Annotated in this window: 12 protein-coding genes; 9 read left to right on the forward strand and 3 right to left on the reverse strand. The window is 65.0% G+C overall.

Annotation, left to right across the window (positions count from 1 at the left end; all coding sequences use genetic code 11):
* The first annotated feature begins 50 nt into the window (after nt 1–50).
* The 8 genes from FIV42_RS19540 to FIV42_RS19575 all read left to right on the forward strand — a co-directional run bounded on the left by FIV42_RS19540 (nt 51) and on the right by FIV42_RS19575 (nt 9593).
* A complete protein-coding gene (locus FIV42_RS19540) occupies nt 51–2132 on the forward strand; it encodes an NAD-dependent epimerase/dehydratase family protein (protein WP_141199319.1) in 2082 nt (693 codons plus the stop codon).
* Nucleotides 2129–3262 (forward strand): glycosyltransferase family 4 protein, encoded by a 1134-nt coding sequence (locus FIV42_RS19545; RefSeq protein WP_222615270.1) that lies wholly within the window; start codon nt 2129–2131, stop codon nt 3260–3262. The genes FIV42_RS19540 and FIV42_RS19545 overlap by 4 nt, the downstream gene beginning before the upstream one ends.
* Nucleotides 3262–4398: a CgeB family protein gene (locus FIV42_RS19550; protein ID WP_141199320.1), complete on the forward strand. Its 1137-nt coding sequence runs from the start codon at nt 3262–3264 to the stop codon at nt 4396–4398. Before FIV42_RS19545 ends, FIV42_RS19550 begins: the two co-directional genes overlap by 1 nt.
* Before the next feature lie 34 nt (nt 4399–4432).
* On the forward strand, nt 4433–5500 hold the full coding sequence (locus FIV42_RS19555) for a CgeB family protein (protein WP_222615271.1): 1068 nt from the start codon (nt 4433–4435) through the stop codon (nt 5498–5500).
* 25 nt (nt 5501–5525) lie between these two features.
* Entirely contained in the window at nt 5526–6638 is a 1113-nt protein-coding gene (locus tag FIV42_RS19560; RefSeq protein WP_141199321.1) for a CgeB family protein, read from the forward strand.
* Between the two features lie 64 nt (nt 6639–6702).
* Nucleotides 6703–7542: a TIGR04290 family methyltransferase gene (locus FIV42_RS19565; protein ID WP_141199322.1), complete on the forward strand. Its 840-nt coding sequence runs from the start codon at nt 6703–6705 to the stop codon at nt 7540–7542.
* Between the two features lie 80 nt (nt 7543–7622).
* Nucleotides 7623–8660: a UDP-glucuronic acid decarboxylase family protein gene (locus FIV42_RS19570; protein WP_141199323.1), complete on the forward strand. Its 1038-nt coding sequence runs from the start codon at nt 7623–7625 to the stop codon at nt 8658–8660.
* Between the two features lie 54 nt (nt 8661–8714).
* Nucleotides 8715–9593: a sulfotransferase domain-containing protein gene (locus FIV42_RS19575; protein WP_141199324.1), complete on the forward strand. Its 879-nt coding sequence runs from the start codon at nt 8715–8717 to the stop codon at nt 9591–9593.
* Here FIV42_RS19575 and FIV42_RS19580 read toward each other — a convergent pair whose 3' ends face one another.
* Nucleotides 9594–10331 carry an NRDE family protein gene (locus tag FIV42_RS19580; RefSeq protein ID WP_141199325.1) on the reverse strand — a complete coding sequence of 246 codons (738 nt, stop codon included), beginning with the start codon at nt 10329–10331 and terminating at the stop codon, nt 9594–9596.
* Nucleotides 10332–10406: 75 nt separating this feature from the next.
* Between FIV42_RS19580 and FIV42_RS19585 the strand changes: the two genes are divergently transcribed.
* Entirely contained in the window at nt 10407–10610 is a 204-nt protein-coding gene (locus FIV42_RS19585; RefSeq protein ID WP_141199326.1) for a dodecin family protein, read from the forward strand.
* Between the two features lie 96 nt (nt 10611–10706).
* Here FIV42_RS19585 and FIV42_RS30545 read toward each other — a convergent pair whose 3' ends face one another.
* Complete coding sequence (locus FIV42_RS30545) at nt 10707–12713, reverse strand: ICP22 family protein (protein ID WP_174769515.1); 2007 nt, start codon at nt 12711–12713, stop codon at nt 10707–10709.
* 690 nt (nt 12714–13403) lie between these two features.
* On the reverse strand, nt 13404–14138 hold the full coding sequence (locus FIV42_RS19595) for a hypothetical protein (RefSeq protein ID WP_141199327.1): 735 nt from the start codon (nt 14136–14138) through the stop codon (nt 13404–13406).
* Nucleotides 14139–14417: the final 279 nt, after the last annotated feature.

Here is a 14417-nt window from a genome sequence, read left to right on the forward strand (position 1 = left end):
AGCCAGGTGCACTGTGCACCGGACGTTCGTGGGTCTACTGAGGAGTCTTCATGAGTCAATCACCAGATGATGCACCAACACAGTCGAAGCAAGTCTTCGGCGTGCTGGAATGGTTTCATTTCGAGGATTATGACTTTGTCGAGCAGACCATCGCCGACCTGCGGCGGCTCGGAGTCGACCATCTGCGCACAGGCATCTCCTGGGCCGACTGGATGCGTGATGGGGGCGAAGAGTGGATCGACTGGTTATTCGAGCGGCTCACTCGAGAGGATTTCGACCTGCTGCCGTGTTTTCTGTACACCCCGCCCTCCGAAGGCGAGGTCGAGCGCACCTCCTCGCCGCCGCGCAACCTGAAGGCCTATGCCGACTTCCTCGACGAGATGCTCTCGCGCTACGGCGAGCATTTCGAGTACGTCGAGCTGTGGAACGAGCCCAATAACTTCGCCGAGTGGGACTTTCGCAGAGACCCGGAGTTCACCAAGTTCGCCGAGATGATCATCATGGCGGCGAACTGGGCCCAAAAGCAGGGTAAAAAGACGGTGCTCGGCGGCATGAGCCCCATCGACCCGGGGTGGCTCGAGCACATCATCGGCCTGGGCGTGCTCGATTATATCGACGTGCTCGGGGTGCACGGGTTTCCGGGCACGTGGGAGAAGAACTGGTCGAGCTGGCAAGAGCAGATCGGCGAGGTCCATAACGTCCTCGACCGCTACGATTACGACCTTCCCATCTGGATCACCGAGGCGGGTTACTCGACGCGAAACCACAGCGACTTCCAGCAGCTCGAGGTCTTCCTGGACGCCCTCGATGCGCCCGCCGAGCGCATGTACTGGTACGGGATGTACGACCTGCCGAACGAGCGCTCCTCGATTCTGGGCTTCCACCTCGACGAGCGCGAGTACCACTGCGGTCTCAAACGCGATGACGGGCGTGCGAAGCTGTTGTTTCGGCTGTTGTGCGATGGTGGAGAACAAACCGTGCGCGAGGTCTCGAGTTGGCCGACGGTCGACAAGCCCGCCCCCGACGACGCCGCGCTGATCACCGGCGGGGCGGGGTTCATCGGGTCGAACTTGGCTTACGAGCTTCTGTCTCAGGGCCGCGATGTCGTCATCTATGACAGCTTGAGCCGCCCCGGCGTCGAGTCCAACCTTGGCTGGCTCAAAGACAACTTCGAGGACAACCTGTGGGTCGTGCTCGCCGATTTGCGCGACCGCCACGCGTTGCATCTGGCCATGGAGGGCGTCAGTGAGGTGTTTCACTTCGCCGGCCAGACGGCGGTGACCACCAGCCTCGACGACCCCGTCGACGACTTCACCGCCAATGCGCGTGCCACGCTCAATTTGCTCGAGGAGATTCGCGCCAGCGATCACTCACCGAGCCTGGTGTTCACGTCGACCAACAAGGTCTACGGCAATCTGGCCGACGTCGAGTTGGTCGAAGAGCAGACGCGCTACGAGCCGGCGAACTCGGAGGTGCGCGAGCGAGGTATCGGCGAAGACCGCCGCCTGCAGCTGTGCAGCCCCTACGGATGCTCGAAGGGCGCCGCTGACCAGTACGTGCTCGACTACGCCAAGACCTTTGGCATCGACGCCTGCGTGTTTCGGATGAGCTGCATTTATGGGCCGCGGCAATTCGGCACTGAGGACCAGGGCTGGATCGCCCACTTCCTGATCCGCGCGCTCGAAGACGACCAGATCACCATCTACGGCGACGGCAAGCAGGTGCGCGACGTGCTCTTCGTCGAAGACCTCGTCGACGCGTTTTTGCGTACCCGCGACCACATGGACGAGCTGTCGGGCCGCGCGTTCAATATCGGCGGCGGACCCGACAACACGATGAGCCTGCTGGAGCTTCTGGACCTGATCGTCGACGTCGACGGGCGCTCCCCGAAGGTAGAGTTCGACGAATGGCGCCCGGGTGACCAGCGCTTCTACGTCTCGGATATCTCGGCCTTTCGCGAGGCGACCGGTTGGCAGCCGAAGGTCAGGCGGCGCCGCGGCGTCGAGCGCCTCTACGATTGGCTCGTGGAGTTTCGCGGCCGCCAGAGTCGCAGCCAACCTATCCCAGCGCTCGAATATGCGAGTGCGTCGCCCGAAGCACTGTCGGGCGTTCGCTCGGAGGGAACGCGATGACCGAATCGCCCGCTGTCGAACATATTATGATGACCACCGACACCATCGGCGGGGTCTGGACCTACGTGATGGAACTCTCCCGCGGACTTTGCGGGCGGGGGATGCACATCACGCTGGCGGCCATGGGCGACGAGCCCTCCGACGAGCAGCTCGCCGAGGCCGAGGCGATCGATGGCCTCGAGATGTTCGCTCGACCCTACGCGCTCGAGTGGATGCAGGACCCGTGGGAAGACCTGGCCGAGGCGGCCGGCTGGCTCTCTGAGTTGGCCCACCGCCATCGTCCCGAGCTGGTGCACCTGAACACGCTCGCCCACGGCGGGCTTGCCTGGGATGTGCCGGTGCTCACCGTCGGTCATTCCTGCGTGCTCTCCTGGTTCGAGGCGGTCAAGGGGCATCCCGCTCCGCCCGAGTGGGACCGCTACCGCGATCTGGTGCGAGACTCGTTTCGGGCCTCCGATATGGTCGCGGCGCCCAGCGCGTCGATGATGCAGACCTTCCAGCGCCACTACGGTCCGCTGGAGAATACCCGCGTCATCTACAACGGCCGCAACCCCGAGGAGTTTCCGCCCGGCGACAAGGAGCCGTGCGTGATGACGGCCGGGCGATTGTGGGACGAGGCCAAAAACGTGCAGGCGGTCGCCCAGGCCGCCAAGCAAATCGAGTGGCCGGTCTATGTGGCCGGCAGTCAGACCCACCCGGACGGGGGAACCGTCGAACTCGAGGGCGTCGAGCAGCTCGGTCGGCTCGACTCCGACGAGCTCGCCCGCTGGTACGGCCGCTCTATGATCTACGCCTTGCCGGCTCGCTACGAGCCCTTCGGATTGACCGCGCTGGAGGCGGCGTTGGCGGGCAACGCGCTGGTGCTGGGCGATATCGCCACCTTGCGCGAGATCTGGGGCGAGGCCGCGCTCTTTGTCGACCCGGAGCAGCCCGACCAGCTCGCCGAGACAATCAACACACTCATCGCCGACCCGGAGCGCCTCGAGTGGCTCGCCAACCGCGCTCGAAGCCGCGCCTTGCAGTTCTCGGTCGAGACCAAGGTCGACCACTACATGGAGCTGTATGGCGAGATGTGCCCCGACAGCCCCGCTCCCTATGACGAGTTTCCGCAGCCCGGAGGCCGAGCCTGATGCGCATCGTACTCTTCTACCATTCGCTGATTTCCGACTGGAATCACGGCAACGCACACTTTCTGCGCGGGGTGGTCACCGAGCTCTTGCAGGCCGGCCACGACGTGACCGTGTTCGAGCCGCTGGGCGGTTGGAGCCTGGATAACCTGCTCGAGGAGCACGGCGACCACGCTCGTCTGGCATTTCACGACGCCTATCCGAAGCTGCAAAGTGAGTTCTACGAGCCCGAACGCCTCGACCTCGACCGCGCGCTCGACGGGGCCGACCTGGTGATCGTCCACGAGTGGAACGATCACGATGTGGTCGCGCGCATCGGCCAGTACCGGCACAGCAGCGGCGACTTTCGCCTGCTCTTCCACGACACCCACCACCGCTCGGTCAGCCAACCCGAGGAGATGCAGGCCTATGACCTGCGCCATTACGACGGCGTGCTCGCCTTCGGTGAGGTGATCAGCGAGATCTACCGGGAGCGCGACTGGGCCGAGCGGGTCTGGACGTGGCACGAAGCGGCCGACGCGCGCAAATTTCGCCCACTGGAGGCCGACCGCACCGACGGCGAGTTGGTCTGGATTGGCAACTGGGGAGACGACGAGCGCACCGACGAGTTGCAGACGTTTGTGTTCGAGCCGGTCGACGAGCTCGGCCTCGACGCGACCGTCCACGGGGTGCGCTATCCCGACGAGGCGGTCGAAAGACTCGAGCGCGCCGGGCTCGACTACCGTGGGTGGCTGCCCAATTTCGAGGTGCCGCGTGCGTTTTCGCGCCACCGGCTCACAGTGCACGTGCCGCGCCAATTCTACGTCACCTCGCTGCCGGGCATCCCGACGATTCGCCCCTTCGAGGCGATGGCGTGCGGCATCCCGCTGGTCTGCTCGCCGTGGGAGGACGCCGAGGGGTTGTTCCGCCGCGGCCACGACCACCTGGTGGCCCACGACAAAGCAGAGATGAAAGAGACGATCCGCGCGCTTTGCCACGACGACGACATGGTCGCCGAGCTGGCGCGAAACGGACGCGAGACAATCCTGGAGCGACACACTTGCGCGCACCGCGTCGAGGAGCTGATGGAGGTCTGCCGGGAACTCGGCATGGACGCTCCCGAACGCGACGACGCGCGCCTGTCACCGCCCCGAGCGTAAGCCCAAATTCCTCATGATGAACGACGAGAGTTCAATGGAGATTGCGTTTTTCGGTTCGAGTCTGGTTTCGGCGTACTGGAACGGTGCGGCGACCTACTACCGCGGCATCATCCGCGCGCTCAGCGAGCATGGCCACAAGGTCACGTTCTATGAGCCCGACGCCTACGACCGCCAGAAGCACCGCGACATCCCCGATCCCGACTGGGCCGAGGTGGTCGTCTATGAGGTCGACGACGGCACCGGCGAACTCGAGCGGATGCTCGAGGAGGCCCGCAGCGCCGACCTGGTGGTCAAGGCCAGCGGCGTGGGCGCCTTCGACGAGTTTTTGGAGCGCGAGGTGCCCAACCTCAAAGACGGTCAGACGCGTGTGGTCTTCTGGGACGTCGACGCCCCGGCTACGCTCGACCGCATGGGCGAAGATCCGGACGACCCGTTTCGCGAGCAGGTGCCGCGCTACGACGCCGTGTTCACCTACGGGGGCGGCGAGCCGGTCATCGACGGCTACGAGACCTTCGGGGCCAAGCGCTGCGTGCCGATCTACAACGCGCTCGACCCGCAGACGCACCATCCCACCGAGCCGGTCGACAAGTTCACCTCGGACCTGTCGTTTCTGGGCAATCGCCTGCCCGACCGCGAGGAGCGCGTCGAGGAGTTCTTCCTCAAGCCGGCCGCCGAGTTGCCTCGACACAAGTTCTTGCTCGGGGGCAGCGGTTGGGACGACAAGGAGATGCCCTCCAACATCGACTATCTCGGCCACGTCTACACCCCCGATCACAACGCGTTCAACTGCAGCGCGCGCGCCGTGCTCAATATCAGCCGCGAGTCGATGGCGCGCTACGGCTTCTCGCCGGCCACGCGCGTCTTCGAGGCAGCCGGCGCTGGGGCGTGCCTGATCACCGACGCGTGGGAGGGCATCGACATGTTTTTGGAGCCGGGCAAAGAGGTGCTCGTCGCCGAGCGCGGCGCGGACGTCGCCCGCATGGTGCGCGGCCTCGACGATGATCGGGCCGCGCGTATCGGCCAGGCCGCCAAGCGGCGGGTGCTCTCCGAGCACACCTATCACCACCGGGCCAAGCAGATTGAAGAGATTCTGGAGAACTAGTCACACGAGTTGAATGGGAGAACCCATGAGCGAATCTTCGCTTCGCATTGTCATCCTGGGCCTGTCGATCACCTCGTCGTGGGGCAACGGCCACGCGGCGACGTACCGCGGGCTGGTGCGCGCGCTCGACGAGCGCGGCCACCGGGTGGTCTTCTTGGAGCGCGACGTGCCCTGGTACAGGGCCCACCGCGATCTGCCCGACCCACCGTATGCCGAGACATTCTTGTACGAGGACCTCGACGACCTTCGGCGCCGGTTTTTGGCCGAGATCCGCTCGGCGGACGTCGTCATCGTCGGGTCGTATGTGCCCGAAGGGGTCGACGTGGGCCAGTTCGTGCTCGAGCAGGCCCGCGGGGTGACCGGTTTTTACGACATCGACACGCCGGTGACCTTGGCGAAGCTTCGTCGCCAGGACTACGAGTACCTGACGCCGGAGCTCATCGGCGAGTACGACATGTACCTGTCGTTCAGCGGCGGGCCGATCCTCGACGAGATCGAGGACACCTACGGCTCGCCGATGGCCCGCCCGTTTCACTGCTCGGTCGACAAGTCCGAGTACTATCCCGACGAGGCCCCGAACAAGTGGACGATGGGGTATCTGGGGACCTACAGCGACGATCGCCAACCGCGCGTCGAGTCGCTACTCAACGCACCGGCGCGTCAGCTCGCCGACCAGGACTTCGTGGTCGCCGGGCCGAGCTATCCCGAAGAGATCGAGTGGCCGGCCAACGTCGAGCGCATCGATCACGTCGCGCCGCCCGACCACCGCCACTTCTACAATTCGCAGCGCTTTACGCTCAACGTGACCCGCGACGACATGATCGAGGCGGGCTTCTCACCGAGCGTGCGCCTGTTCGAGGCGGCGGCGTGCGCCACGCCGATCATCAGCGATGTCTGGGAGGGCATCGAGACGTTCTTCACGCCCGGCGAAGAGATTCTGTTGGCGGAGTCGACCGAGCAGGCTGTCGATTATATTCGAAGCATGAGCGACGAGGAGTGTAGCGCCATGGCGAAGAGAGCACGGGAGAGGGTGCTCTCGGAACATACGCCGGCGCATCGCGTCGATCAGCTCGAGCAGTACGTAGCCCAGGCGCACACGCAGTCGGCCGCCGCGCGGCCCGTCGGGGCGAAGAATTAAGGGACGGGGTCGCCCCGTGGCATGCCGCCAGGGGGGGACGCCATCCTATCAAGGGGAGGTAGACATGGGGACTTTGCAGTCACGGGGAAATAATAACGCAGGGGAGTTTTCCGAGGAGCTTTTGGAGCTCGGCCCCTGGTTTCATAACTTGCACCTGCCGGGAGGTGTGCAGACGGCGCCGAATCATCCGCTGGGAGACTTTCCGGCGTTCAAGTGGAGGGAGCTTCGACAGTCGCTGCCCGACGATTTGAGCGGATGGCGCGTGCTCGACATCGGCTGTAACGCCGGCTTCTATTCGTTCGAATTGGCCAAGATGGGGGCCGAGGTGTGCGGGATCGACATGGACCCGCATTATCTTCGCCAGGCGCACTGGGCGTGTGACGAGCTGGGTCTGGGCGATCAGGTCTCGTTTCGCCAGATGCAGGTCTACGAATTGGCGCGCTCGCCGGAGACCTACGACCTGGTGCTCTTTATGGGCGTCTTCTACCACCTGCGCTACCCGCTGTTGGCGCTCGACATCGTCTCGGAGCGCACCGAGCGCATGATGGTCTTCCAGTCGCTGTCGATGCTCGAGCAGAGCGTCGAGCCGCAGCCCGAGGACTTCGAGATGGAGGAGCGCGGGCTCATGGAGCGGCCGGGGTGGCCGAAGATGGCGTTTGTGCGCCGCAAGCTGCAGTCGGACCCGACCAACTGGTGGATTCCCAACCGAGCGTGCATCGAGGCGATGCTCACCGATGTGGGCTTCGACATCACCGACAACCCGGGCGAGTCGATATACGTCTGTGAACGAAACGCCGACTTGGCCGCAGCCTCGTTGCGAAATCCCGACGAGCTGAGCGAGGCGATTGGATACCACCATCGAGGAATTGACAATCCACCCACGTCACCTCGGGCGAGGTCCTGAGAGGCGAGGCGGCTCGAGCCGCCCGGGCGGATGATAGATGTCGTATTGGGGGAGTACCTTTTTTGAAGACGGAGGATGCCATGGCACGCCGATCACAAAACGAGCGCGTGCTCCTGACGGGGGTTGCTGGATTTGTTGGAAGTCATTTGGCCGACCGCCTCATCGAGGACGGTTGGGAGGTCATCGGGGTCGATAATTTCCTGACCGGGCGCGCCGAGAATATCGCGCACCTCGCACGCGAGCCGAACTTTCACTTTCTGGAGGCCTCGGTCGAGGAGTTGCCGGACATCGAGGCGGCGGTCGACTGGGTGATGCATTTTGCCAGCCCGGCCTCGCCGCCCAAATATCAGGCCTCGCCCATCGAATGTATGCGCTGCAACAGCGAAGGGACGCGAAGGCTGCTCGAGTTGGCCCACCAGAAGGGCGCGAAGTTCTTCTTGGCCAGCACGAGCGAGGTCTACGGCGACCCGGAGATCCATCCGCAGGTCGAGTCCTACGTGGGCAGCGTCAACCCGGTCGGGCCCCGCAGCATGTACGACGAGTCGAAGCGCTTTGCTGAAGCGATGACCGTGGCCTACCGCAACAAGTACGGCGTCGACTCGCGCATCATCCGTATCTTCAACACTTACGGGCCGCGCATGTCGCCCGACGACGGGCGGGTCATCTCGAACTTCGTGTGCCAGGCGCTGGCCGGAAAGCCGCTGACGGTCTACGGCGACGGCACCCAGACGCGAAGCTTCCAGTATATCGACGACCTGCTCGAGGGGGTCGTGCGTCTGATGCAGACCGACTACAACATGCCGGTCAACCTGGGGAACCCGCAGGAGTTCACTATCCTCGACCTGGCCGAGGTCGTGCGCGACTTGGTCCACGACGGCGTCACCGAGATCACGTTTTGCCCGCTGCCCAAGGACGACCCGACCCGGCGCCGGCCCGATATCAGCCGCGCCCAGGAGTTGCTGGGCTGGCAGCCCGAGATCTTGCTCCGCGACGGGCTCGAGCGCACCGTGCCCTATTTTCGCGACCAACTCGGCCAAGACGAGCGGATGCCCGCCGGTCTCGAGCAGATCTCGAGCATCGAGTCGACCTCCGAGGGGCCGCCACTCGAAGCGAGTTAGCGCTCCGCTTCCGTCGACGCACGATTGGCCGGACCACGACCCCCGAGGTTTGCGATGAAGATTCTACAGATCGGCGCACCGAAGAGCGGCAACTTCTGGACCTGGAATATCCTGCAGAACACGCTCGACAAGGCGGGGCTGCCCAACGAGAGCCTGGTGCGCAGCCACGCCATTCACGAGGTGGCCAAGAGCTGGGACTTGAGCCACGACGAGCAGGCCAATATCGACATGCTCGACATCGCCACGCTGGGGTGCTCTTGGCGCATCAGCTCGGTATTTCGCATGCCGGTCGAGGATGTCGGCGCCTACGTCGCCCAGAACAACCACGTGTGGACCCACTCGCGCTGGTGCGAGCGCACCGACGAGGTGCTCTCCCACTTCGACCGCGCCGTCTACGTGGTCCGAGACCCGCGCGACCGGCTCCTGTCGGCCGCGCGCTTCGCGTTCACGCCCTACATGCAAAAATACTGGCCCCACGACGAAGAGGACCCGCGCTCGTTCATTGAAAACCGCTTCGACGAGCACCTCGACGAGTGGCGCTGGCACGTCTACGACTACCTGCGCCACGCCGACGAGCACGATATCCACTTCGTCTTCTACGAGCGCCTGCTCCACGACTTCGACAACGAATTCGGCCGCCTCATCGACTACCTGGGCGTCGACCTGGGCGAGCGCGAGCGCAAAGACATCAAGCGAAGCGTCGCCTTCGAGTCGATGCGCGGCGAACACCCTGGCCACGTCAAAAAGGGCAAGGCCGGCAAGTGGCACGCCATGTTCGACTCGCGCCAAAAGGGCAGGGCGGTCGTCCTGTGCGGCGGGCTGCTCGACCTGCTCGACTACCCGCGCTACCGGCCGTTGACCGAAGACCGCCTGCCGTCGATGCCCGAGAACCTCTCCTCGACCACCGTCGAGCGCACAGCTCGCGCGGGTTGATCAGTCAGGGGCGGTTAGCCCCTCCAGCAACACGGTCAAATCTTCGTAAGGAGTCGAGCAGGGCGGGCCGTCGGCGTGGAGGAGGCGGTCGGTGTCGCCCAGGCGGACGATCGTCGACGAGCGGGTGCCGTAGTCGATCGACGGGATGCGCACGCACGTGGCGTCGATCGAGCCGTCGTTGCATTGGCTGAGCACGTCCTGCAAGGCCGACTCGTCGAGCTCGCCGGCGTCGAGCAACGCGCGGCATTCGGCGAGCACGCGCTCTTTGCGGGCGTTGGCCGCGGCGCCGAGGCTCCGCTCGGTCAGGACGAGCAGGCCCGAGGCGAGTTCCGAGCGGCTCAGGATCTCACCGTCGCTCCACACCAGATACGCCCCTTCTCGATCCACACACAGCAAGTGAAAACCGTTGTAGTCGTGCGCCGAGAGCTTGGCGATCGCGCCGGCGGCCTCATGGGCCGACGAGGCTTCGAGCGCCATCGAGACGAGCTCGCCGCGCGAGCGTCGAGACGGGTCGGCGGGCTTGCCGAACCGGTTGGTGATCGCCACGAGCACGCCGCGCTCGTTGAGGCCGAGCCAGGTGCCGCCGGCCTTCAAGTCTTTGGGCGCGACCGTCTGCAACGCTCCGTCGGCGCGCACGCGGGGTGGCTCGGAGGGGCGGGCGAGGTGCTCGTCACGGTTGGCGCCGAGCAGGATCGGCGCGTCGTCGAGGAGGCGATAGGCGAGAATGACTGTGCACATTTCTTGATGGTCCGTATGCGGTGTTTAACGTTGGGCTGCACTCAACACAACACAAACAAAGCCATGGAGGCAAACATGTCCGTAGCGAAAGTTACCGAAATTACCGCCCGCTCCAACAAGAGCTTCGACGACGCGATCCAGCAGGGCCTCAATCGTGCCAAGAAGACGCTCGACAACATTCAGGGCGCGTGGGTCAAGGAGCAGAAGGTGATCATGGATAACGGCAATATCAGCGGCTATCAGGTCGATCTGAAGCTCACCTTCGAGCTCAAGAACTGATTGCTCGCGTTGTCGCAGCAAGCAGCAAAAAAGGCCGCCCGGCGCTGATGCCGGGCGGCCTTTTTGTGTGGCTACGGTATCGCTACGCGGCGCGCGTTACTGGCAGATACCCAACGTGCTGCCCGACGAGACCGCATAGCAGCTCTGGCTGCTCGGGCAGGTGCCCGGGATGGTGGTGTCGCACGGGATTTCGCACGAGTAGCTGAACGAGCCGAACCAATCGAGGCACAGCGTGTCGTCGTCGCACCACTTGCCCTCGTCGCTCGACGAGCAGGTCGAGCCCTGCGGCAGGGTCGTCGAGGTGGTGTTGCTCGTGCAGAAGCCGAGCCCCAGGCTCAGGTAGCGCGACGCGCAGACCTCGCCGGTGCCGCAGCGCGAGCCGGTCGAGTTGTAGTCGAACGACAGGCAGTAGCGCGTGCAGTTGCCGCTGCCGGTGCTGCCGCCGCCGAACGGGTCGGTGGCGTCGTTGCCGACCACGCACAGCGAGTCGGGGCTGCAGGTAAGCGGCTCGTCGAGCTGGCAGCCGGCGCCGGTGGCCAGGTTGCCGGCCACCGAGCAGGTGCCGCCGGTGGTGGTGTTGTCGAGGGGCAGGCAGCGCGGCCGGCCCGTGCCGCAGGCGTTGGCCGAGGCTGTGAGCGAGGCGTCACAGGTCGTCTCGCACAGGCCGAAGGCCGGGTCGTCGCCCAACTGGAAGCAGTCCTGGCCGGTCGGGCAGGTCGTGGTGGTAGCCGTCGGATCGCAGTACGCGTTGCAGACACCCTGGGTCGGGTCGGTCGGCGCGTCGGGGCCGGTCGGCAGGCACGCGTTGCCCGCCTCGCAGTAGGCCGAGCCGTCGAAGGCGCATGCGCCGCCCTCCTGGACGGTGCCCTGCGGCACGCACAGCCCGTCGGTCGACGAGACCGGCTGGCAGCTCTCGCCTGTGGCGCACAGCGTGTCGTCGGTCGCGCCGAGCCCGCCGCAGTCGGTCTGGCACAGGCCGGCGTTGTTGGTCGCGTCGTCGCTGTCTTCGAAGATCTCGTAGCAGAACTCACCGCTGGCGCAGCCCGTCGAGCCGCTCGCCGTGCAGAAGCTCTGGCAGGTCTTGGTGCCGCGTCGCTCCGAGCAGAAGCTTCCGGCCTGGCAGCCGTTGGCCGAGAAGTCGGTCTCGCACGAGGCGCCCGGCGCGTTTTCACCCACGCCGCGGCAAAGCCCGCCGGTCGTCCCGAAATAGGGGACGCACTGGGTATCGGGAGCGCACAGGTTCGTGGGATCTTGCAGGCCGTCGCACAGCGCGACGCACGCGGTCGTCGACGAGTCGAATTGGACGCATGTCAAACCACTGCCGCAGCTTCCCTGCGTGCAGCCGGTCGTCGCGCATCGACCGTCGAAGCAGACTTCGCCGGTGGCGCACTGGCTGTCGTCATCGCAGGTCGTGCGCGCGTCCTCGCAGCGACCGATGGAGGTGTTGCAGGTCTGGTAGCCGGCGCAGTCGATGTTGGCCGTGCAGCCCGAGAAGGTGCTGGGCGTGCCGGTGTCGGTGCCGACGTCCGTCCCGACGTCGGTGCCGGTATCGGTGGTGCCGGTATCGGTACCGACGTCCGTACCCACGTCGGTGCCGGTGTCGGTGGTGCCAGTGTCGGTCGTGCCGGTGTCGGTGCCCACGTCCGTCCCAACGTCGGTGCCGACGTCAGTCCCGGTATCTTCGGGCGTGCCGGTGTCCTCGGGCGTGCCGGTATCTTCGGGCGTGCCGGTGTCCTCGGGCGTGCCGGTGTCCTCGGGCGTGCCGGTGTCCTCGGGCGTGCCGGTGTCCTCGGGCGTGCCGGTGTCCTCGGGCGTGCCGGTGTCTTCGGGCGTGCCAGTGTCTTCGGGCGTGCCAGTGTCTTCGGGCGTGCCAGTGTCCTCGGGCGTGCCCACGTCTTCGTTGCCGCCGATGTCGTACCGGTTGTCGTCCTGCGTCTCTTCGCGGCAGAAGCCATCTTCCCCGCACACGCGCCCGAAGCCGCACTCGTAGTTCGTCTCGCACGGGTCGCGGTTTTCGGTGTTGGCGTCGTCGCTTCCGCAGGCCGGCAACACAAAGCCGGCGCACACCACACAAAGAAGCATCAAAATTCGTCGTAATCGCATAGCAGCCCTCGACGGCAAACGTTCGTCTACATCGGTCAAATGATGAGGGCTAACTACCAAACAGGTTGGATGATGACAACGGATGACGCTGATGTGCGGATGGGGGGATGGAGCGGATGTGCTGATGACGCTAATCGCGGATGCGGTGATGATAGGCGAATCGCCGAGCGGATGGGGGTGATGATGGGCGGATGCCTCCATTGCCAGGACCACGGCATCCGCCCATCATCCCGCAAATTCGTGCCGAAATTCGCCTATCATCACCCTATCCGCGATCAGCTGAATCTGATTCATCCGATACATCTGATTCATCCGATGCATCGGCGTCATCCGAGGATCATGGCATTCATCAACGCGAGGTCGCATTTAACGGGCTCCATCGACCCCTTGCGCTCGCGCAAGCGTCGAATTCGACCTCGTTACCCCACCTTGCGCTAACGCAGACGCCATTTCGCCCCTCCGAACCCCACCTTGCGCCAACGCACACGCCACTTGAGGGGGCTCAACTCAGCCCTTACGCGGATGAAGACGCCACTCGAGAGGGTTCGATCGCGACCTCGCGCAGATGAACACGGCATTCGACAGGTCCGATCATAACCTTGCGCTGACGCAGACGGGGTCTCCAGACGCAAAAAACGCCCTTGCGCGAACGCGAGGGCGTCTTGGCGAGCCTCGAGGGCGGCGTTGCGTTTACGCGACCGGGGTGGGCTCGTCTTCAGGCTCCGGCTCGTTGGCCGGTTGGGGCGTGCCGCGAAGCACCCGCCAGATCGACGGCATCAACGTGTCGAGCCGGTCGATGCGTCCGCTCTGGCGCAGCGCGGCGCGCAGCAGGTCGCGCGCGGAGGTATAGCCCGCCTTGGCCTCCTCGCGGGCCGCCTCCAGCTCGGTGAACGCCGCGTTCGCCTCGCCTTCCTCGCGGCTGGCGGCCTCGCGCGCGGCCTTGACCTTCGCCAGGGCGTCGTCGACCCGCTGGTTGATCTGGTCGCGGTAGCCTTCCGGCAAGAATCGGTCGCCATAACGCCGGGCGCGCTCGACCGCCGACACCGCCATCTCGATGTCGACCCCGTTGAACTCAGACGGCGGCATATTGCTCAGGTACTCGCCCAACTCCATGGCCGTGTCGTCGAATTCACCAGTGAGGTTGAGCTCGGCCAAGCGCATCTGATAGCCATCGGCCATTTTGCGGAAGCTCGTGTTGAGTTCGACGCGCGCGCCGGCGACCTGCGCCTGCGTCTCGGTCGCCTCGACCTCCTGGGCGTCCTCATTCTGCACCGCCTGCGTAAACTTGACGTACACCCCATCGAGCACACTGACGGCCTCGTCGGCCCATACCTTCGGCCGTCCTTCGAAGCTGAATGCGGCGATGGCGTCGCGCCGCTCCTTGAGCGCCTTCTGCAGGCGCGTGTCCGTTTCGGCAATAGTCATCTCGTTCTCCAGACATACTTCGGGTGGAAGTGACTGGCGACCAGGGCTCGGTTCTGCCGAATCCGAGCGCATCGGCCCCCGGACGAATTGTAAATGGTGCTCGTCAACCCTAGCGCAGGCGTGGGTGGGGCTCAAGACTCGGATGCGTCGATGGAGCCGCGGGTAGCGGATACGTTTACGGTTCCGGTCGCGGTCGCGGATACGGTCACAGTCACGGGGTAAATCGACCGTGGTAGCTGTCCTGTGTGGGCCTCGATGTGAGAAACGCCTGCTACATAA

The sequence above is a fragment of the Persicimonas caeni genome (genome assembly GCF_006517175.1).
Taxonomy (GTDB): Bacteria; Myxococcota_A; Bradymonadia; order Bradymonadales; family Bradymonadaceae; genus Persicimonas; species Persicimonas caeni.